We start from the raw sequence: 22,040 nt of genomic DNA, 5'->3' as shown, positions 1-22,040 counted from the left end.
TTGTTTCGTGTATAGTTGCCATGAGTAGGGTTCCTTTCTTGGTGACTTCACTAATCCCGAGAATACCCTACTTTTTTGTTGCCTGACTAGGCTCCAAATTGTGGTACACAAACAATTTTACACCGTCTTCCTCGCAAAAATAAATGCCAAATTAACGCCAGAAAATCAAGTTATATTTAAGCGTGCCGCCAAATTAAGGGAATTAGATGGAGCTTTTCCATCTATTCTAATCTATTGAATCAGCGTGGGCTCGACCGACCACCATGCAACGGTACCAAGCTCGCACGGGATTCGCGCGCGTTGGGTTCTTTTTCTGGTAATATCTAGTATTAACTTTCATCTAAAGCAAAAAAGTTTGGAGTTTCGTAAGCATTTAAATACAATATAATTAAGAATAAAAAACATTCATACATGAACCTATAGAAAGAGACGGACAAAAAACAGAGGGGCGTAGACTCGGGTGAAATCTTTTTTCAGTGTTGCGGTTATTGTGGTGTTGGGTCTTGCCGTTGCTATAGTTATCGGCTTTTATCCAAGCTTTATGCAGGCTCCTGTCGTTTATGATGATGAACAGATCGGATTTGACGAGCAGACTGTGATAAAGTTCAGTCATGTTGTCGCTGAAAACACCCCAAAGGGGTTAGCGGCACAGGAGTTTGCCCGGCTTGTTCAGGAAAAAACAAAGGGACGCGTTAAAGTAGAGGTGTATCCCAACAGCATTTTATATGCCGAGCCGGATGAAATAGAGGCCTTGCAAAAGGGAAATGTGCAAATGATCGCCCCCTCATTTCCCAATTTGTCCGAAGTGCTGCCGTCATGGATGGTGCTGGATTTACCTTACGCCTTTCTCACACAAGAAGCAGTCCAGGAAGCATTTGAGGGCAAAATCGGTAAGCTGCTGTTCGAACAGTTAAATCAGGTTAATATGGTAGGACTCGCTTATTGGAACAGCGGCTTCAAGCAGCTTACGAGCAATAAAGGACCGATTCTCCAACCAGATGATCTGAAGGGACAGCATCTTAGGACGATGCGAAGCACCCTGCTTGATGCCGAATTCCAGCTGTTAGGCGCAAAAACAACGCAGATGCCATTTAATCTTGTATATCGCGGCTTGGAAAGTGGAGCTGTAGATGGAGAGGAAAATTCCATCACCAACATTTATTCTAAAAAGTTTTTTAAAGTTCAGAAATATATGACGCTCACTAACCATGGTTATCTCGGCTATGCAGTGCTGATGAACCGCTCCTTTTGGCAGAAGCTTTCACCAGAAATTCAACAGCAAATTCAACAAGCGATGAAGGAAACGACTGCATGGGCTTACCACAATGCTATCCAGATGAATGATGAACAGTTCGAGAAAATAAAGCAGGAGTCGCAATTACAAATCAATTCATTGACAACCGAACAACTATCAGAGTGGATGCGGGCATGGGAGCCTATCTATCCGCAGTACGAAACGGTCATCGGGAAAGAGCTGATGGACGAAATTCGCCGATTGCGGAAAAAGTACATGCAATAATCAGCCGCCATGCAGGGGGATCTAACAGAAGCTCAAGCTGCCAAGCCTGCCTTTCGTTGTACATTGAGCTTTTGGAAAATACAAAAAAGCTTTCAAAACCACTGGTGTGGAGATGAAAGCTTTTTTGGGGGTAATGCGCTATTCATGCTTCTCAAGGTGCACCAGGCACTGAGCCAAATCATCAGGCAGCGGCGCTTCGAACTGCATCCATTGCTTCGTGCCAGGATGTGTAAAAGCCAGCAAACAAGCATGCAGTGCATGCCGTTTCAAGCCAAATGGAGCAGAAGCTGCGGCGAGAATAGCTTTACAGGCTTCATGGGTTTCTTGAGCTTCATGCGCTTCATGGGCCTCATGCGCTTCATGCGCTTCACAAGCTTCACAAGCTTCATGAGCTTCATGAGCTTCATGAGCTTCATGAGCTTCATGAGCTTCATGAGCTTCATGAGCTTCATGAGCTTCATGAGCTTCATGAGCTTCATGAGCTTCATGAGCTTCATGAGCTTCATGAGCTTCATGAGCTTCACAAGCTTCATGAGCTTCACGAGCTGCACTCGTACCATAGTCGCCTGCAGCATCGGGAGCTGTTCCTCCCGCCTCCAAGCCGCCTTGTACGCCCGCTATGCTTTGCTCATATTTGTCCAGCTTGTACAGTTTATCGCCCAACAGCGGATGTCCCAAATGCTTCATGTGCACACGGATTTGATGCGTCCGTCCAGTTTCCAGCCAAAGCCTCACCATTGTCGCTTCCCGAAACCGCCGCTCCACCTTGTAATGCGTGACCGCTGAGTATCCGTTCTCCGTCACGATCCTGATGTGCGGCTCCTCGGGGTCACGATCTATCGGCTCATTTACGGTGCCCTCATCGGCCTCCATTACACCATGCACCAGAGCTATGTACTCCTTTTTCACCTGATGCGCCTGCATTTGCTCGGACACCTGCTGGTGGATAAAAGGATTTTTGGCCACAGCAAGCGCCCCTGATGTTTCTTGATCGAGCCTATGAATCGGACGGAATCGATAGCTCTTCCCCTGCTGCTGCCAATAATGAACGACGCCGTTCGCCAACGTATTCACATAATGTCCATGGGTCGGATGAACAATCATTCCGGCTGCCTTATTAAGCATCATCAGCTGCTCATCCTCATACAAAATATCCAGAGGGAGCTCCTGCGGCAAAATATCATCGGATTCCTCCTGAAGCATTCTGACCTCAATTACATCCCCCGCATGAACCCGAATACTTATATATTGGCGATCACCATTAACCGTGATTCCCCGCTCCGTGAGCTTCAATCGCGATAGCAGCTTGCGGGAGAGCATCATCCGATTTTGCAAAATCGTTTTCAGATAGAAGCCTTCTTCCTCTTGAGAAACGATGTATACTAATGGTTCATAATAGGTACTCATTTGCGGCGAAACACATCCGCACTACGAGCATATTCAACATCTCCCACACCGCTTCTAACGTTTGCAAGGCGTGCAACAGTGAAGAACAAATCGGACAACCGGTTCAAATAGCGGCGTACTTCTTCATTGATCGGCTGCGTCCGGGCCAGTGTAACAACCCGGCGCTCCGCGCGGCGGCATATCGTCCGGCAAACGTGAAGCGCAGAGGACGCCTGCGAGCCGCCAGGCAATATAAACTTTTTAATATCCGGCGTCTCAGCATCGTACTTGTCTATCCATGCTTCCAGTTGGTCTACCATCTCCGACTTCACTTTATAAGGGCGAAGCTCTTGCTTAAGCAATGCCAAGTCGGAACCACAGTCGAACAATTCATTTTGTATATCCAATAAGTCCGCCAGCAAATCGCCAAATTTCTCCGCATCCAGAAACCCCATCGCTTGCCCTACAAAACAATTGAGCTCATCCACGGTTCCGTATGCTTCAACGCGCACATCGTCCTTGTCGACACGTCCCCCAATTACTCCGGTTTGACCGGCATCGCCAGTTCTTGTATAAATTCTCATCGTTTCGCCTCCCTACTCTTATAACCTATCATCTCATATAAACGATTCGTATCCAAATGACTTCTGACATGATCGGCTAGCCGGTCAAAAGCCGCCTCTCTGCGCTCCTGAAAGCGAAGCTCCGCTTGTAAAGGTTCCCAACCGCGACTTTCGCGAATTCCATTCAGCCAACCCCGGCGAAAATCATCGTTATGCAAAATTCCATGCACATAGGTGCCCCATTGTCTTCCGTTCGTCGAAACAGCACCATCCGGATGAGCCTCCTGACCGCTGCCCTCCTCCGCGATGAAGAATGGATGAGTTACCGGCTGTAAAAAGCGCGTTCGCCCCATATGAATTTCATATCCACTTACTTGCAGCAACGGATTTCGACCAGCAGCATCACTATATAAAAGAGACGTTCCAACAGCACGCACCGTCTTCTTATCAGCTGTGAACTCAGTCTCTGTCGGGAATAATCCGAGTCCAGCCGTTTCCGGATGTTCCGACTCCAGAAGATGCGGGTCCAGCAGCCGCTCTCCCATCATTTGATAGCCTGCGCAAATACCAGTGATCCAGCCGCCTCTTTGCGCGTGCTCCAGCAGCGCCTGATCAAGACCCGTTTCCCTTAAAAACAACATGTCGTCGACTGTGTTTTTGCTCCCCGGTATTATAACCGTATCCGGCCGCCCCAGCTCTTCGAGTGAGCTGACATAACGAAGGCGGACATCTTTTTCGTAGAACAGCGGATCAACATCGGTAAAGTTAGAGAGCCTCGGCAAACGAATCACTGCTATATCGAGCAGCTGCAAGCCCTGTCCTTCAGACGTACCTTGGGAAGCACCTGCATAATTATTACCATCGCTGCTTCCAAAAGCACCCGTTGCCAGCTTGCGATCCAACGAAGCCGAATCCTCATCCTCTAGCTCCAGATTGGGCAGATACGGAATGACTCCCAGCACCGGCTTGCCGGTTCTCTGTTCGAGCCAATCAAGGCCTGGCTTGAGCAAGGTTACGTCTCCTCGAAACTTGTTAATGATGAATCCCTTCACACGATCTCTTTCCTCAGGTGTAAATATTTCCATCGTACCGAGCAATGACGCAAACACGCCTCCCCGATCAATATCAGCCACCAATACTACAGGAGCATCCGCCCAACCAGCTAATCGCATATTGACGATATCGCGATCTTTCAGATTAACTTCTGCCGGACTCCCGGCCCCTTCGAGCACAACCACCTGATAATCGGAACGCAATCGGACAAGTGCATCCTTAACGATCGTCTCCGCCTCGGACAAATATTTTTCACGATATGTTCTGGCGTCAAAATCACGATATGGCTTACCATGCACAACTACCTGCGAAACCATATCCTTTTTCGGCTTAAGCAAAATAGGATTCATATCGGTTGTAGCCGCAATACGGCACGCATCCGCCTGCATCCCTTGCGCCCTTCCAATTTCTTTGCCATCGGCAGTAACGTAAGAGTTTAGCGACATGTTTTGTGATTTAAACGGGGCAACACGCAGACCATCCTGTAATAAAATTCTGCACAGTGCAGTTACCAGCAAGCTTTTTCCTGCATCCGAGGATGTCCCCTGCACCATTAAGGTTGGAGCGAGAGATGAGCCGACAGCTTCTTGAAGCACATCAACCTGCTGCTGTTGCTGCCCATGCCCGGTCGACAGAGTCACTTGTGCAGCATGGTCAACTGCTACTTGCTCAAGCTGCCGCACGTCACCCAACACCTCAATTGATGCTCGAAGCTCCTTGATCATCCGTTCGTTATGCTCTCTTAGTCGTATCGCTACACGAACATATGAGTTATCCAAACCTGGAAATAGGGATGCGTCACGGATCAAAATCCCCCTTTTCCCCATTTCTGCCTGCAAATCCTGCACAGTAATTTTTAACCGCTTAGTCGAAAATAATAAATAATTCGTATCGCTCGGCGTTACGATAAGCCCCAGTTCACTTAAACTGTTGGTCAGCCACGGACGTTCGGCAGCTAACCAATCATGCGTTCGGCGCTCGTAATCATGATCATCCAATACCGCCGCCCCTATCAGCTGGGCCATTGTATTAACACTCCACTGCACCTGCTGATGCTGCATTTCCCTAATCCTGTCTGGATGTGCCACTATAAAACCAAGCCGCAGCCCGGGTATCGAATAAAACTTCGTCATAGAACGAATAACCATCAGCTGCCGAGATTCAGCCGCTTTTCGAATCATTGTCAGGCGATTCTCTTCAGGATGAAAATCGATAAAGGCTTCGTCCAGAATAACCGGCTTTTTCGCTGCAGCCAGACGTTCAAGCACTGAAGCTTGCAACAGACGGCCAGTCGGATTATTAGGTGATCCTAGAAACAATAGATCCGCCATTGCCAGTGCCTGCTCAACATCTGCCTCCTGAAGCAGAAAATCATGACTAGCCTGCAATGGAATCTCGTAGATAGCTCCATTCGTTTTTTGCACCGCTTCCTCATACTCCGAGAAAGAAGGTCGCGCCAGAGCCGTAACTCCCGGCCGCAGGACACGCACCGCCAAATCTATCAGCTCCGCAGCACCGTTACCGACCAGAATGGCTTCCATAGGCACCCTATATTTTGCTGCCAGCTTGCTGCGCAGCTCCCTCACAGCAGGATCCGGATATGCGACTATATCTCGCCACCGTTCCCGCAATATGGTTTCTGCGGCAGCCGGCGGTCCAAGAGGATTCATGTTCGAGCTGAAATCAAGAAACGCGTCCTTACTTATGCCAAATGTTTCGGCAGCGGTCCACAAATCACCGCCATGCCCGTACCGTTCCAGCATGAAGTTTTCCCCTCCTAAAAGCCTTCCAAAGGAAAGCTTTTCTTCGTAAGCATAATCAGAGCTTTCATCAGGAAAGCTTTCTTCATTATTTTTGCTTGTAACAAATATTATTAAAATCTGCTATCCCTAACCTACTCGTTCCTTATCGAACCGTTATGTACAAAATTAGCAACAGCGCCGCTTCCAACAATTCATTCATGGCCCCATATGTATCGCCTGTTAATCCACCCAGCTTGCGGCTCAAGTAAATGCTTATGAGTACACCGGACAATACAGTACCAATCGCAGCAGCACTAACAATCAGCAGCCCGTCCAAGGACAAAATCCCCCCACCCGACAGCCAGACCAGTGCAAAAGACAGCAGCAACGCAAGCAAGGTATGAAAAATCAAATGCTTAACACTTAGTCCACGAAAAAAGGAACCGATCCCCCGGCTCGTTTGCCCTTGTCTAGCATAGGGCCAGTTAGCGATCGCCACGACCATGTACCAACGGCTCCACAATAATACAAGCGGAAGCATGAACATAAATGTATGATGCGGCAGGGTCAGCCATTGCTGCAGCAATGTCCATTTAACCAGCAGGAGCAATAGGCAAGCAATAACACCCATCGCACCCACCCTGCTGTCCTTCATAATCTCCAGCATCTGTTCTCTAGGTCGGTGGCTTAGGATGCCATCAGCGGTATCCATCAAACCATCGAGATGCAGCGCGCCTGTCAAACTAACCCACAGGAGGAGCAGTAGTGCAGCATTAACACTGGAACCAAGCCCGAGCCCTGCGGCTAACAGTAAATCCCCTTGTAGCAGCCCCCCTGCAAAACTTATCAGTAGTCCAAGCACCGTTCCTACCAGTGGATAAAAGATGACACTGCGCCGAAATAAAGAATCCGTATAGTCCAGCTTTACGGGTATGGGCAGCCGAGTTAGAAATTGAAAGGCGGCTGCGCAGCCCGCTAATCCTTTTACAACCAAGTCCAGCATAATGCGCACATCAGCCCCCCTGCAATTAAAAAGCTTACACCGTACAGCATATGGACCGTAACAATAATATCCTCCTTGCACCTTTCCCGAAGCGGCCATCCCATTCTCGCACGCTCACTTGTCCGCCCGTGATAGACATTGATGCCTCCAAGCTCAATGCCTAAGGCCCCCGCAACTGCCGATTCAGGTATGCCGCTGTTGGGACTCGGATGCAGCCGGGCAAACTTGCGAATCGCGCGGGCAGCCCGCGCAGCAGAGCAACCTTGCCGCAGAGCAGCCGTACATACAAGCAAGCAGCCTGTCAGTCTTGCCGGAAACCAATTCATCACATCATCCCAACGTGCTGAGGCCCATCCGAAATATAAATATTTTTCATTTTTATAGCCGACCATAGAATCCAACGTATTGGCCGCTCGGTACAGCATAGCAAGCGGCGCTGCACCTAATAAAGCATAAAACAATGGAGATACAACGGCGTCCACCGTATTTTCAGCTACCGTCTCTACTGTTGCGCGGGTAATTTCCGGCTCATCAAGCTTTGAGGTATCCCTTCCGACGATATAGCCTACATACTTCCGCGCTTCATCCATTCGCCCTTCGCGAAGAGGACGATACACCTTCATAGCTGCGTCTTTCAGCCCTTTGATAGCAATTGTCGTGGCAATGAACCACGTATTTATGGCATAACCGATCCATGGATGGATCTGGTGAGCGAGCCACAGCAGCAGCCACATTACAGAAAAAACAATCAGCAATGTCAATACAGTTAATACCACACCACGGCGTCGTAATGAACCAGGCGAAGCCGCGTTTATGTCAGATGGGAGCAGCCTGGACTCAGCCCAGCTTATCCATTGCCCTATTCGGATAACCGGATGCGTTGGCCAGCGCGGGTCCCCTATAATTATATCTATTATAATTGCGGCCAGCAGCATAACTGCGCTCTCCTGCCAAGAATAAAACAACAACTTACTCCCCACCCGCCTGCTTACTTGTGCTTCTTGTCGGCTTAGCGTTTAGCTAACATCAAATCGATCGCTGCCAATCTGCCAGTGCAACTCACTACCTAATTTAATTCGTTCTAGGTTCTAGGTTCTTTGTTCTTTGTTCTTTGTTCTTTGTTCTTTGTTCTTTGTTCTTTGTTCTTTGTTCTTTGTTCTTTGTTCTTTGTTCTTTGTTCTTTGTTCTTTGTTCTTTGTTCTTTGTTCTTTGTTCTTTGGTCTTTGGTCTTTCGTCTTTGGTCTTTCGTCTTTGTTCTTTGTTCTATGCTCTTTGTTCTATGCTCTTTGCTCTTTGTTCTATGCTCTTTGCTCTTTGTTCTTTGTTCTTTGCTCTTTGTTCTTTGCTCTTTGTTCTTTGTTCTTTGCTCTATGCTCTTTGTTCTTTGCTCTTTGCTCTATGCTCTTTGTTCTTTGCTCTTTGTTCTATGCTCTTTGTTCTATGCTCTTTGTTCTTTGCTCTTTGTTCTTTGCTCTTTGTTCTTTGCTCTTTGTTCTTTGCTCTTTGTTCTTTGCTCTTTGCTCTTTGTTCTTTGCTCTTTGTTCTTTGCTCTTTGCTCTTTGTTCTATGCTCTTTGTTCTATGCTCTTTGTTCTATGCTCTTTGTTCTATGCTCTTTGTTCTATGCTCTTTGTTCTATGCTCTTTGTTCTATGCTCTTTGTTCTATGCTCTAGCTTCAGCCTTCGTCTGAACTTACTTTCAACTTTTAATCAAGTTCGAGCAGAGCCCTATTATAAACTAATATTATTCAATATCTAAGCTTTAATCCCCTCTGGTCTCCTACCTCAGAACTCATAGCGGATGCTTTTCAACTCTACCGGAATTCCTGCTGTAACAAGAAACACCTTATCCGCTTCCCGGGCCAAAAGTTGGTTCATCCTGCCAGACAAATCGCGGAACTGGCGCCCCAGCTTATACTCGGGAACCAGCCCATAACCTACCTCATTGGTAACCAATACCAAATGCCTCACTTCATCCGCTGCATACTGACGGCATACACTATTCAGTTCGTCTAGCAGCGCATGCAGCCGCTCTTCCATATCTGTATTCTGCTCATACTGCAGCAGCCAATTTGACAACCATAGAGTCAGACAATCTACGAGGATGACTGGTTCTTGGTCTAATTTTCGATTGCATTCATCTCCAAGACCTATATCAGCAACACTAGTATCGTCGATGTGCAGTTCTTGAAGTATTTTGGCTAATGCATATGGCTCCTCTATCGTTGTCCAGCTAAAGCCTCCGCTGTCTCGCTGAAGCTTGTGCAATCCGATTCTCGCTCTCATCTCTTCATCATAGGCTTGCGCTGTTGCTATGTATTTGCCCTGCTGCCCCAACCTGGAGCTATACAGCTCAGCGAAAGAGCTTTTGCCGCTGCGGGCACCACCTGTTACCAGTATGAGCATGGTGTAACCTCCCTAAGAGCTTTGCCACAAGGCAAAGCTTTCTTCGTTAGCTTCAGCTTCGCTTTAACTCTTCGTTAGCTCAGCTCCGCTTTGCTGTAGGCAAAGCTTTCTTTGTTTGCTAAGCTTCAATTTGCCATAGGCAAGCTTTTTTTGGTTAGCTCGGCTCCGCTTTACCATAGGCAAGCTTTTTTCGTTTGCTCGGCTCCGCTTTGCCATAGGCAAGCTTTCTTCGTTTGCTCGGCTCCGTTTTGCTATAGGCAAGCTTTCTTCGTTTGCTCGGCTCCGCTTTGCCATAGGCAAAGCTTTCTTCGTTTGCTCAGCTCCAATTTGCCATAGGCAAAGCTTTCTTCGTTTGCTCGGCTCCACATAGCCTAAGCTAAGCTTTTTTCCTTTTGCTACACTTTCCTAGGCTAGACTTTTCTTATTAGCATGGGCTATTGCTCGGATGGGGCTTGAGATACCCCTGCACTTGCGAATGTTGCCATTTCTTTCATTACTCTGACTGAAGCCTCGATCAGCGAAAATGCCAGGACGGCTCCGGTGCCCTCGCCAAGTCGCATATCCATCCGCAGCATAGGCGACAATCCAATTGCTTCGAGTAATCGAGCATGTCCCTGCTCGTGGGAAAGATGCGAAGCAATTATGTAGGATGTGCTTTGCGGTGAAATTCGGCTTGCCACCAGTGCGGCCGCTGACGAAATGAACCCGTCGATCACTACAGGTCTGCGATAAATTGCCGCACCAAGGATCACACCGGTTAGCCCTGCAATTTCCAAGCCGCCCAATTTGGCAAGCACATCCAAAGGATTGTTAACATCAGGATTATTGATCTCAATTGCCCGTTCAATAACTTCTTGCTTGTGTCTCAGCATATCATTGTCGATACCCGTACCTCGACCTACGGCACCTGCCACATCCGTGCCCGTTAGCACAGCGAGCAAAGCAGAGCTTGCTGTCGTATTCCCGATGCCCATTTCTCCGGTAGCGAACAAGGTGTAGCCGTCATCAACCAGTTCTTTCACGAGGTTGATTCCGATGTGGATAGCTTCTAGAGCCTCTTGCTCCGTCATTGCCGGTCCACGCATCATATTGCGCGTTCCTTTACGCACCTTGCGCGAATACAGTTGTGGATGCTCCAAATCGGAATTAACGCCGATATCTACACAAACCACATCTGCACCGGCCTGACGCGCCAGCACATTAACCGCTGCGCCTCCACTCAAGAAATTAAGCACCATTTGCGGTGTTACTTCCGCTGGGAATGCGCTAATACCCTCCTCGCAAACTCCGTGGTCACCCGCCATGACGATGACTGCCTTCTTACCAAGCTCCGTAATCGTCTCTCCAGTAATTCCAGCGAGCTGTTGTGCTGTATCCTCCAGTTTGCCCAGACTTCCAGGAGGCTTGGTCAATTGGTCTAAATGGCGCCCTGCTGCCGCTATCGCCTCTTGATCTAACGGTTTTATTTCCTTCAATAAATGATTTAATGATTGAAGCATCTACCTTTTCCCCTCTCATGAACTATCTATCAATCTTTCATATTTTATCTATCATGTTCTATCCTTCTTCGTGATTATTCAGCCAAAGATTAAAAATCACGCTTTAGAAAATTTGATTGCGCAAAGCTATAAATTTAAGGGATATCAAACAATTACATGGAAAACCTCTGAAAACCTCCTGTTAATATCACTTCAAAATCATTTTTTAGAACATTAACAGGAAATCCTCACGCTAATCTTAGGTATTTATTGTGAAATGATTGAAATTCGAATTATTAGCACCCGTTTTTCCAGTTAAATGCTCAAAAAATGCTTAATACAGATAAAATACCTCCAGATATTCCAGCTAATTCTTTTCTATGTAATTCCAACTAATTTCCTGTGTAGTTCCTGCTAATTTTCTGCGTAGTACCTACTAATTTTTCTCTACCTATTTTTCATGCGTCCTGCTAGGTTTCCTTCTAGGTTGCCTATCACTTATCATAGTTCGATCACAAAAAAATTAGTCGCTCCTTCTTCCACCAGCTAGTAATACTGTAACTAAACAAAGCTTGAGGCTAACCTTTCAAGAAGGGGCAATTTCTTAAACGCTAAACAGGCTCACTATATTCCAAATACTTATCATCTTTCATCTTTCATCTTTCATCTTTTATCTTTCATCTTTCATCTTTCATCTTTCTCATCTTCTATCCGCCTGAAGCAAAATTTGCGGCACGTCGAGTATCGGATGACGCATTACGATCGGCTGTGTACCGTATACCTGTTCCAAAAGATCAGGTTGGATTACATCGTCAGGCTGACCGATTGCCACAGTTCGACCCTCTTGCAAAATCATCATCCGCCCGCAATACTGTGCAGCCAGATTCAAGTCGTGCAGCACTGAAATAACGGTCAGTCCTGTCTCCTTCTGCCAGCTGCTGATCCAATCCATCATCTGCATTTGATAGCCGATGTCCAAGAATGTCGTCGGCTCATCGAGCAGCAGCAGGCGCGGCTGCTGCGCCATCACCTTGCCCAAGGCAACGCGCTGCCTCTCGCCGCCGCTTAGTCCATCCACCGCGCGGTGCTGCAGCTTTCCAAGCTGCAGACGCTCGATGATGGAGTCCACCAAGCTCTCCGCATCGGTCAGCTCGGTGCCGAACCAATTCTGGAATGGGTAGCGGCCCATTCCAATGATCTCGCGCACGGTGAAGCCGAGCGGCGGCAGCGCATCCTGCGGCAGCACTGCCATCCACTGCGCCAGCTCCTTGCGCGGGTGATCGTGTGCAGCGCGGCCCTCCAGCTGCACATGCCCTGATGTCGGCGCCTCGATGCCCGACAACAGCTTCAGCAGCGTAGATTTCCCGCTGCCGTTAGGACCAAGGATGCCGAAGCATTCCCCGGCTTCTATATCAAAGCTTACGTGCTCAAGCACGCGCTGCTCCTGGTATATTTTGCACACATTACTCACCTGTACGAGTGCCACTGCATCACACCTCCCCAGTTGCAGCCCCAAGCAACTTGCACTCAGACTGACCGTTTATTTTTCCTGAGTAAATAAGCAAAGAAAGGAGCTCCCATAAAAGCGGTAACAACCCCAAGAGGGATTTCCGTAGGGCTCAAGAGCATTCTTGCCAAGGTGTCAGCCCACAGCACATAGATCGCCCCGCCTAACAGAGATAAAGGCAGCAGAAGCCGATAATCCGGTCCTATTATCAAACGCAGCAAATGAGGAATAATCAAACCAACAAACGCTACAACCCCTGATACCGATACAGCAGCCGCAGTAACTAGAGTAGCTGCGGTTAGCACGATCAGCTTGGTCCGCTCAACACGAACCCCCAGATGCGCTGCCTGCGCCTCACCCAACGCAAACAAGTTCATAGCCCTTCCAAATGACAGAAGGATGATGGCACCAACAGCCAAATAAGGAAGCAGCACAAGTGAATACGACCAGCCTCTCAGCGACAGGCTCCCCATCATCCAGAATACAATTTCATTAATAACCTGCTTTGACATAGCAACCATTAAAGACACAAAGGAGCCCAGAAACGAATGCAGCACCACCCCAGCCAAAAGCACAGTCTCCATCTTCAGCTTTCCATCCGTTCTCGCCAGCAGCAGCACCGTTAGCAGTGAAACTGCTCCTGTGGCAAAAGCAACAATAGGAACCGTCCATGAGCCAAAAAAAGCAAACTGCAAGCCATACAAGATTAGAAACGATGCCCCTAGAGCAGCACCTGAGGAAACTCCCAGCGTATATGGATCTGCCAGCGGGTTGCGCAGCACTCCTTGAAATGCGGCTCCAGCTACACCTAACGCTGCGCCTACTAATATTCCCAGCAGCACTCTGGGCAAGCGTACCCGCCATATAATTTGCTCCGCAGCTGGCTGCCAATCGACTGGAACATTTACACCTATCCACGGCAAATGGTGGGCTAATATCCCCCATACCTGTACAAGCGGCAGCCGGACTGTTCCAATCGACAAGCTGACCGTAACGGAAAGAAGAAGGAGAAGCATCCCTACTCCTCCCCACAACATCAGCTTACGTTTCATCTACTTCACCAGCTCCGGATAAATTCCTTTGGCAATATCGACTAAGCTGTCAGCCATACGAGGACCGGGACGACTCATAAGATTTTTATCCAAGCCGACAAAGCGGTTGGTCTTAACAGCCTCAATCCCTCCCCATCCGCTGCGTTCCTTAATTACCTGATCCAATGTCTTTTTTGATTTTTCATCAATTAAATTGTCTGGGTACAAAATAACCTGAGGGTTATCTGCAATTACTTTTTCCCCATTAATCTCCATATATCCTTGTTTGTCCGAAACCACATTAATGCCTCCGGCCAACGTAATCAACTCATCAATAAATTCACCTTTTCCAACCGTCCAGCCTGGTGAAAACTCTATAAATACCTTTTTCTTCTGCTCAGGCTTCAAATCCTTTACAGCATCGGTGACCTTCAAGCGCTTTTCCTTCATGGATGCAACAAGCGCCTCCGCCTGCCCCTGCTTGTCAAACAACTGACCAAACATCAGCAGGTTGTTCATCACATCATCCATCGTTTTTGGCTCGACCTTAAACACATTAACCTTCAAGCCTCGCAGCTGTTCAACAACCGGGACTTTAAGGGAAACTCCAGAAAGCACGATATCCGCATTCGCTGCGATCAACGACTCTTCATTCGGCTTCACAATACCGCCCATCTTCGGCTTCGACGCTGCTTCGGCAGGATAGTCACAGAAATCCGAAACTCCAACTACTCGATCCCCTAAACCGAGTGCAAACAGAGCTTCAGTCTCACTCGGCGATACAGAAACAATTCGAACAGGAGCCTTATCAAAGGTAAATTCCTTTCCTGTCGCATCCTTAACTTTATAGGGATAAACGGTTGCCTTGCTTGCATTAGCTGGCGGAGCTGCTGGTTGACCTTGTCCGGCTTGGGCTTGCCCCTCCTGCTTGGTATCCCCTGCCTTGGTCGAACCTCCAGGTGCTGGTGTGCCACCACAGCCAGCAGCGCTTCCTATCAAAGCAAGCCCCAGCAAGCCAATAATCCATTTGCTTCCTCTAAAAATATTCATGTCTTCCCCCTTACTTAATACTCAGCCTACACCGTTATGTATAGAACCTGACTCCCTCTTTTACACGAAAAAACCCTTCAGCTCCTTAACAAAAAGGATCCAAAGGGCGTAAACGCCTCAAACAACAAGAAAGGCTCAGGTTGAGCCCTTAATCATTTGTGCGTGACGCTCCTTTTTCCTCGAAAGAGACAGTCTCTATCTGAACAGGCAGGTCTCCTGACTCATGAGGGTATGAAGCTTCCTCGCCTTCCCGTTCCTTATACAGAACAGTGGCTTTCTTGAGGAACTCCTCATTCACAGTGGCGGGACCGTGCCGGATTCACACCGGCTTCCCTTTTAACCTATGGGCATCTGCTCACAGGCACCTGTTCAAAGCTTATAAAATTATTTAGAAGCTCTCTAAGCTCGCAACTCAAAACTTACTTCTGAGCAATTACTTTTATAACCTGCATGACTTTGTCTTGATTTTTAGCGTTAGCCGGCACAAAAGCAACTAAATCCTTACCGTTCACTTTAAGATCCGTAAACCACTTGGTATGTTCCAAAGGAATGCCGTATAAGTGCTTCTCTTTTTTGCCTTCCTTACTATCCTTACTATCTACAGGCAGTTCAAGCACACCCTCAGGGAAATCCTCCACCTTGGCAACAGCATCCAGACTTACATAACCACCTTGCTGTCCAATTGCTTTAAACTGCTCCATCGGTACGATAAGAATTCCATTATCCCCGGCAGCAATTTCGACAATCAGCTTCTCCATCGAAAAAATAGGCGTTGTCAGCACACTTACCGTTGGAGCTTCCCCTACCTTAGTCTTCAAATCTGCCTGCAATTTGTCCGCTATTTCATTAGGAACCCCGTTCTGAGCCATCATAAAAATAGGAACATCCGCTTTCGGACCTCCACCACAGCCTGCCAATGCAAATAATGATAACAACATAATAATTAACGTGAAATTCCTTTTCATCTGTTCTCCTCCTGCAAGTATTCCCTTTAGGAACACTGCTTTTATGCATAGGTAGTAACTGTTCGATACATAGTCCGATCCTGTAAATCACAACTCACATCTTACCATAAAAAAGTAGTTTCTACAAAAATTGCGCTCTAAGCAGGTCTTTAAATAAAATAAAAAAACATTCCAAAAAGCGGACACTTACGCTTCTCCACCCCACAGCAATTCCCTCTCTTGTTCTACGCTGTGGAGTGGGGTCTTGCTTCGAAGTTGATTCAGATACTTTGCGGGGAGCCCCGAAACATATAAGTTCTTTTAAGATTAAAAAAAGAACCGAGTTATCGGTTCCTCTTAGTTCGAGTCATGTATTCATTTATTTTGGTATCGAGCATCATGCTGATTTCCACTACCTTCGGAGAGGTTAAACTCTTCTCATGATGGACCAGCTGCTCTAAGTCACGACGTAAATGGTAAATTTCTTCTTCTAAAGATAAGACGGTAGATGATTGCTTCTTTGTTCCAAAAAACCACTTGGCCTGCTGATCCTTTTCACGAATCCAACCAACATTTAGAGAATGCCGAAGCTGATATTCCGGAAAAGCCACTATTCATCCCTCCTTGATGCATATCTTTAGATATAAAGTCTCATATATGACCAAATCTATGAAACTCTTATTATATAAAGATACCAGTTTTTCACGAGGTTGGAAATGGCTATTTTTGTCGTTTGATGCCGAAATTACAATTTTCTCAAGAAATTCCCAATCCTGTCTATCGCTTCAATTAATTGATTCACTGAAGATGCGTAAGAACACCGGAGAAACCCTTCTCCACCAAGGCCAAATACTCCTCCGGGCACTGCAGCGACCTTGCCTTCATGCAGCAAACGCTGGGCGAATTCTTCCGAACCTAGGCCTGTAGAAGCAATCGAAGGGAAAGCATAGAATGCTCCTTGAGGCTCATGACATTTTAGTCCGATTTCCCTAAAGCCCTGCACCACCAAACGACGGCGTTGGTTGTAAGACTCAATCATGCGGTCCTTTTCATCCATACCGTTTCTTAACGCCTCAAGAGCAGCAACCTGCCCCATAGCTGGAGCGCACATTACTGAATATTGATGTATTTTAAGCATGGCCGAGATCAAATCACGGTGACCACAAGCATAGCCCATACGCCATCCTGTCATGGCAAAAGCTTTGGAGAACCCGCTGACCAATATGGTCCGATCCCGCATACCCGGCATAGCGGCAAAGCTCACATGCTTTTGTTCATAAGTAAGCTCCGCATATATTTCATCAGATATGACCAAGAGGTCATGCTCTTCTACAATTTTGGCAATTGGCAGCCAGTCCTCATAGCTCATAATACCGCCTGTCGGATTGCTTGGGTAGCATAAGATCAGTACCTTTGACTTTGGAGTGATACTTGCTTTTAACGCTTCAGGCGTTAATTTAAACTCATCCTTCGCAAAAGTTTCGATACCGACAGGAATACCTCCGCCAATTCTGGTGATCGGGGAGTATGAAACATAGCATGGCTCTGTAATAAGAATTTCATCGCCCGGAACGATCAACGCTCTCAATGCCAAATCAATCGCTTCACTGCCGCCTACCGTAACAAGAACTTCATCAGAAGGCTCATAGGGTACCTGAAACGAATCGTACAAGTATTCGGCAATAGCTTCACGCAGCTCGTAAAGTCCGGCATTGGAGGTATATTTGGTATTACCCCGTTCCAGCGAATACACACATGCTTCACGTACATGCCATGGCGTACAGAAATCCGGTTCTCCTACGCCTAGAGAAATGATATCTTCCTTACTAGCACTAACCAGATCAAAAAACTTGCGAATACCTGAGGGGGGTATTTCTCTCACCAAAGGAGCTAAATAACCGCTCATAGTTTTATTAGATGATCCTTGTATTTGGTTCTGCTTTATCATAGCTCATCGTCCTTCACGGGGAGATTAGCAGGCGGGGATCCTCTTCTCTATCCTCAAAGATTATGCCGTCCTGCTTATATTTTTTTAATACAAAATGGGTTTTGGTTGATAGTACGCGTTCGATAGGAGAAAGCTTGTTGGATACAAAGGAGGCGACCTCCTTCAATGTTTTACCTTCAATCTCAACGAGCAGATCATAGGCGCCTGACATTAAAAATACAGACTTCACTTCCGGATATAAGTAAATCCGTTCCGCAATCGCATCAAACCCGCGGCCGCGTTCCGGCGTTATTTGCACTTCAATTAGCGCTGTAACCTTCTCATCATCGACCTTCGCCCAATTGACAACTGTCGCATATTTGACGATTACGTGCGCCGCCTCTAATTCCCGGATCGCTTCCGCCACTTCCGCTTCCGAGGCTCCCAGCAAGGTTGCGATCAGTCCAGGTGTTCTTCTCGCGTCTTCCTTTAATAATTCGATAATGCGCATTTTAAATTGTTCCATTGGTTGATAGTCCTCCTATTTACAGCAGCATTAAATCCTTGGATTCAAAGATTATTACTACATATTACACCCAATCAGCCGCTTATTGCAAAATAAAATTGGCAAAGCTCGGCATAGGACCAATTATGTGCTTCACTGTGTGGGCACAGCCCTCAAAGATCAGCTCTTTTGGCATGATCTGAACGCTGCTCTTATACTTGCCGCTCAACCGAAAAAAGCCCTCTGGCTTCCGTCTGCCCTGGGCTTTATTAGATGCTATTAGACATCGAATGGGGTCTATTGTGCATGAGTGAGTCAACCTATGCGGTTGGCAAATAGCAGCTTGCGCATATACGTATCAACATCACGAACCCGGTAGTTCTGCAGCATTGTAATATGGCATGTTTGATTGACCTCATTCTCATCGGCAACCCTGCCTATTCCAACAAGCCGACCTTGATCATAAGCTGCAAGTACATAACGACTGTTGCAATACTGTTCATACTGCTGTCCTGCATCCATCGAGTTGTCCTCCATAGAGGAAAGTAATTGCTTATATTCATTTAAGCCGGGAAGCTCGTTATCTAATGCTATTTTCATGATGATGACTCCACCTTCCAATAATTTTTTATTAGTTATTATATTCATAATTATACATAATGATGAATATTTATTCAATTAATTTTGTGTAAACTTAAAAAAAAGTCCCAGGAAGCATTCTCCTGGAACTAAACTTATTGAAATGTTATAGCTTCGATACAAGTTTAATAACCTATTATCTGGCAGCGGGTCTCAAAAGATATCCATGCTCAAATATCGCTCGCCTGTATCCGGAGCTATACAAAGCACCCGCTTACCCTTACCCAGCTTACGGGCTACCTGCAGCGCCGTCCACACGGATGCGCCTGCGGATGGTCCAACCAATATCCCTTCCTTGCTCGCCAAGTCGCGGGTTGTGCTAATCGCATCTTCATCGGCAACCTGAACGATTTCATCATATACGTTCGTATTCAATATCGCCGGAACAAACCCCGGGCTTGTTCCTACCAGCTTATGCGGCCCAGGCTGTCCGCCTGACAACACAGGTGAGCCAGCCGGCTCCACGACATAGATCCGGATCCCCGGCAGCTTCTCGCGCAGCACCTCACCGGTCCCTGTTATCGTTCCTCCCGTACCGGATGTCGCGACAAATGCATCGAGCTTGCCTTCCATCTGCTCGATAATTTCAACTGCGGTTGTAACCCGATGAATATCAGGGTTTGCCTTGTTTTCAAACTGCTGCGGTATAAAACTGTCAGGGATCTGATCCCGCAGCTCCAGAGCCTTACGGATCGCTCCTGGCATCCGTTCTGCGGCCGGCGTCAGTACAACCTGTGCGCCATAAGCCTTCAATATATTAATGCGTTCCTTGGTCATATTATCCGGCATGATCAATATAGCCTTATAGCCCTTCGCAGCCGCGTTCATCGCCAACCCAATGCCCGTATTTCCACTGGTCGGTTCAATGATCGTTGCCCCTGGCTTGAGAAGCCCATCCTTTTCCGCCTGAACAATCAGATTATAAGCCGCTCGATCCTTAACGCTGCCGCTCGGATTGAAATATTCCAGTTTTACATACACCTCTGCATCATTTTCACTTACCAGTCTGCGAATCCGTACAGCCGGTGTATCTCCAATGAGCTCGGTAATGCTGTTTACCATTCTACTGTTTTTATTCATGCTGCTTCCTCCCCATCATTTGCTCAAATCCTAGATTCCGGATAAGTCTACCGACCTTATTGTATCGAGACACATTTTTTTGTCAAGAATTAATAATAACTTATGAATAGATTTGGGGTCAAAAGACAGGAATTAGCATTCAATTGTCGAATATTTCCATAGCTTCAGCCTTATCTGCTCAATAGTTGTCACACCCAAAATCAATATGCCTTAGGAGGCCTGATCAATGTTTACTTCAATCGCCGCTTTTGAGCAAACCTGGGGGCATGAAAGTGCTTCTACTCTAAAAATTTTCGAGGCACTTACAGATGCATCCCTGCAGCAGGAAGTAACTCCGCAAGACCGAACGTTAGGCAGGATCGCTTGGCATATTACTACCACATTGCATGAGATGTTATCCCGCACCGGTCTGGATTTTGCACCGACTGAACATGAAGATCAAGTACCTGAAACCGCAAAGGAAATCTTGGATGCTTACCGTACCGGAAGCGAAGCCTTAATAAGCGCTATCAAAACCCAATGGACAGATGCCAATCTGTTAGAAAAAGTAGATATGTACGGCGAGCAATGGCCCAACGGAGTCACGCTGCAAATTTTAATCAGCCATCAAACCCATCATCGTGGACAAATGACCATCCTTATGAGGCAAGCCGGTCTCAATGTTCCAGGAGTATACGGCCCTTCGAGAGATGAATGGTCGCTAATGGGAATGGAACCGCCTGCTGTTTAACCCGTTCATATAATCAACTCTACATACAGCCGCTCACCTCTTGCAGAATGTCAGAGCCGTCACTCATTAATGAACGCTGACTTTTCTGCTTAAGGTGAGCGGTGTTTATTTACAGTTACATTTTACCCAGTATCGGCTTTCGCTGCATTCTCTTGGCCGCCCTGGACATGAACTTTACGCATAAAAAACCAGGCCGCTAGCGGCGAGCTCCCAATTCCCAGCAGCAACAAATTCAACGCCAGCGGTTCTTTCGTCATTGATACAACGATAATAAACACAGCAGAGCCCAGTATACGGCCAACATTCAACGCAAGCTCCCTCAGTACAATAAATTCTTCTCTACGTTTTACACTGTCTGAATTGCCCCCTATCAAATCAAACACGGAGGATGTAATCGGAATCGAGTATAAGGGGAAAAATAGCCCGACACCAACACCAAATATCAACAAAGTCGTAAAATTCACCTTCCAGAAAAATGGAACAACCACCAGTACAATCATTATTGCCCCGATGAGCATGGCCCCTTTACGTTGCTTGCGTTTTATTAATCTCCCTACAAACATAAAGCTGAACAAGGCTACGGTCGATGTAACTAACGAGAAATTGCCCAGCTTCATTTCGTTTCCGGTATGAACATATACGAGCAGCGCGATCATAAACCCGAAAACCCCTTCTCGAACCCCTTGAGCAATCAAGGCCGCGGTAACGGTCCGCCAAGCCGTTCCTTTTTCCCGTAAGCAGCGCGCCGCCAATAGCCACTCGTAATTACCTTCGGCTTTGCGCTTTTTCAGAAAAAAGCTGACTATTACCCCAAGCACAAATACAATTAAGGATATGGTAAAAATAAGCCGGTAGCCGCTGGTTTGCTTCATATGCACGATTAAGTAGCCAGAAATCCAAGGGGCCACCATGCCCGCCCCAGAACCTAATAAACCAGCCCAGCCATTAAATCGGTCGCGGTTCCCTGGATCGGTTACTTCAAAATAAACGACATTGAACGCCAGCCAGAAAAATCCCGCCGACATCCCCTGAATAACGCCTAACAACAAATAATAGTCAACGGCACGTCCGCCAAACCACAGCACCAGCATATAAAATATCGCCGATACCGCAACACCTGCCCGCAGGCAGTTCATTTTATTATGCTCCTTTACCCATTTGCCCGCGAGCCAGAAGGTCAGCGCCATTGCGACGTGATTCACCAGTGTAAACCAGCCAAGCACGAGAAAGTCTTGCCGGGCTTTCCATAAGAACACATTCACGAAGGTACCGGACAATGCATTAGCAACCGCACACAAGCCATGAACCGTTAACAGCAGACGCGATTGAGAGGTCAATGGTTCCTTTTTCTGAGAGGGAGAAGTGGAGTTGGTATGCTTGCCCCGGTAATTCCATGAAGGCCGTTTTTCCGAACTCCGCACCCATTTTTGTGGAAAATCCTTAGTTCCAGAATGCATATGTATCCACCTGTAATTGAG

General features: G+C 47.1%; 18 protein-coding genes, 1 pseudogene and 1 riboswitch. Of the genes and pseudogenes, 2 read left to right on the top strand and 17 right to left on the bottom strand.

Annotation, left to right across the window (positions count from 1 at the left end; all coding sequences use genetic code 11):
* The first annotated feature begins 460 nt into the window (after positions 1–460).
* Positions 461–1,519, top strand: a complete 1,059-nt coding sequence (locus tag NV381_RS35820; protein ID WP_258218055.1) for a DctP family TRAP transporter solute-binding subunit — start codon at positions 461–463, stop codon at positions 1,517–1,519.
* 639 nt (positions 1,520–2,158) lie between these two features.
* On the opposite strand, the pseudogene NV381_RS35815 reads toward NV381_RS35820, so the two are convergent.
* The 16 genes and pseudogenes from NV381_RS35815 to cysK form a co-directional block, all read right to left on the bottom strand.
* Positions 2,159–2,926, bottom strand: a pseudogene (locus NV381_RS35815) (RluA family pseudouridine synthase); the annotation flags it as partial.
* On the bottom strand, positions 2,923–3,489 hold the full coding sequence (locus NV381_RS35810) for a cob(I)yrinic acid a,c-diamide adenosyltransferase (protein WP_258218054.1): 567 nt from the start codon (positions 3,487–3,489) through the stop codon (positions 2,923–2,925). The pseudogene NV381_RS35815 and the gene NV381_RS35810, both read right to left, overlap by 4 nt.
* Positions 3,486–6,284: a cobyric acid synthase gene (locus NV381_RS38315; protein ID WP_308862430.1), complete on the bottom strand. Its 2,799-nt coding sequence runs from the start codon at positions 6,282–6,284 to the stop codon at positions 3,486–3,488. The genes NV381_RS35810 and NV381_RS38315 overlap by 4 nt, the downstream gene beginning before the upstream one ends.
* Positions 6,285–6,426: 142 nt before the next feature.
* Positions 6,427–7,266 carry an adenosylcobinamide-GDP ribazoletransferase gene (gene cobS, locus NV381_RS35795; RefSeq protein WP_258218057.1) on the bottom strand — a complete coding sequence of 280 codons (840 nt, stop codon included), beginning with the start codon at positions 7,264–7,266 and terminating at the stop codon, positions 6,427–6,429.
* A complete protein-coding gene (gene cbiB / locus NV381_RS35790; RefSeq protein WP_419182333.1) occupies positions 7,248–8,234 on the bottom strand; it encodes an adenosylcobinamide-phosphate synthase CbiB in 987 nt (328 codons plus the stop codon). Before cbiB ends, cobS begins: the two co-directional genes overlap by 19 nt.
* Before the next feature lie 816 nt (positions 8,235–9,050).
* Positions 9,051–9,671, bottom strand: a complete 621-nt coding sequence (locus tag NV381_RS35785; protein WP_258218052.1) for a bifunctional adenosylcobinamide kinase/adenosylcobinamide-phosphate guanylyltransferase — start codon at positions 9,669–9,671, stop codon at positions 9,051–9,053.
* 434 nt (positions 9,672–10,105) lie between these two features.
* A complete protein-coding gene (gene cobT / locus NV381_RS35780) occupies positions 10,106–11,170 on the bottom strand; it encodes a nicotinate-nucleotide--dimethylbenzimidazole phosphoribosyltransferase (protein ID WP_258218051.1) in 1,065 nt (354 codons plus the stop codon).
* A gap of 679 nt (positions 11,171–11,849) precedes the next feature.
* Entirely contained in the window at positions 11,850–12,635 is a 786-nt protein-coding gene (locus NV381_RS35775; RefSeq protein WP_258218050.1) for an ABC transporter ATP-binding protein, read from the bottom strand.
* A 41-nt stretch (positions 12,636–12,676) separates the two neighbouring features.
* Positions 12,677–13,708 carry a FecCD family ABC transporter permease gene (locus NV381_RS35770; RefSeq protein ID WP_258218049.1) on the bottom strand — a complete coding sequence of 344 codons (1,032 nt, stop codon included), beginning with the start codon at positions 13,706–13,708 and terminating at the stop codon, positions 12,677–12,679.
* Entirely contained in the window at positions 13,709–14,737 is a 1,029-nt protein-coding gene (locus tag NV381_RS35765; RefSeq protein ID WP_258218048.1) for an ABC transporter substrate-binding protein, read from the bottom strand.
* Between the two features lie 188 nt (positions 14,738–14,925).
* A riboswitch (cobalamin riboswitch) is annotated at positions 14,926–15,121 on the bottom strand.
* Between the two features lie 35 nt (positions 15,122–15,156).
* Entirely contained in the window at positions 15,157–15,702 is a 546-nt protein-coding gene (locus tag NV381_RS35760; protein WP_258218047.1) for a hypothetical protein, read from the bottom strand.
* 323 nt (positions 15,703–16,025) lie between these two features.
* Positions 16,026–16,292 (bottom strand): aspartyl-phosphate phosphatase Spo0E family protein, encoded by a 267-nt coding sequence (locus NV381_RS35755; protein ID WP_258218046.1) that lies wholly within the window; start codon positions 16,290–16,292, stop codon positions 16,026–16,028.
* Between the two features lie 134 nt (positions 16,293–16,426).
* On the bottom strand, positions 16,427–17,629 hold the full coding sequence (locus tag NV381_RS35750) for an aminotransferase class I/II-fold pyridoxal phosphate-dependent enzyme (RefSeq protein ID WP_308862429.1): 1,203 nt from the start codon (positions 17,627–17,629) through the stop codon (positions 16,427–16,429).
* Positions 17,630–17,642: 13 nt separating this feature from the next.
* Positions 17,643–18,134, bottom strand: coding sequence for an Lrp/AsnC family transcriptional regulator (locus tag NV381_RS35745; RefSeq protein ID WP_258218045.1), 492 nt, complete (start codon positions 18,132–18,134; stop codon positions 17,643–17,645).
* 294 nt (positions 18,135–18,428) lie between these two features.
* Positions 18,429–18,713, bottom strand: a complete 285-nt coding sequence (locus NV381_RS35740; protein ID WP_258218044.1) for a hypothetical protein — start codon at positions 18,711–18,713, stop codon at positions 18,429–18,431.
* A gap of 192 nt (positions 18,714–18,905) precedes the next feature.
* Positions 18,906–19,832 (bottom strand): cysteine synthase A, encoded by a 927-nt coding sequence (gene cysK, locus NV381_RS35735; protein ID WP_258218043.1) that lies wholly within the window; start codon positions 19,830–19,832, stop codon positions 18,906–18,908.
* A gap of 226 nt (positions 19,833–20,058) precedes the next feature.
* Here cysK and NV381_RS35730 point away from each other — a divergent pair, with 226 nt between their 5' ends.
* Positions 20,059–20,562, top strand: a complete 504-nt coding sequence (locus NV381_RS35730; protein WP_258218042.1) for a DinB family protein — start codon at positions 20,059–20,061, stop codon at positions 20,560–20,562.
* 122 nt (positions 20,563–20,684) lie between these two features.
* Here NV381_RS35730 and NV381_RS35725 read toward each other — a convergent pair whose 3' ends face one another.
* A complete protein-coding gene (locus NV381_RS35725) occupies positions 20,685–22,019 on the bottom strand; it encodes an MFS transporter (protein WP_258218041.1) in 1,335 nt (444 codons plus the stop codon).
* Between the last annotated feature and the right edge of the window lie 21 nt (positions 22,020–22,040).

The organism is Paenibacillus radicis (ex Xue et al. 2023) (assembly GCF_024722015.1).
Lineage (GTDB): Bacteria > Bacillota > Bacilli > Paenibacillales > NBRC-103111 > Paenibacillus_S.
The sequence above is the reverse complement of the archived record's forward strand: the minus strand, read 5'-3'. Positions and strand labels throughout refer to the sequence as shown.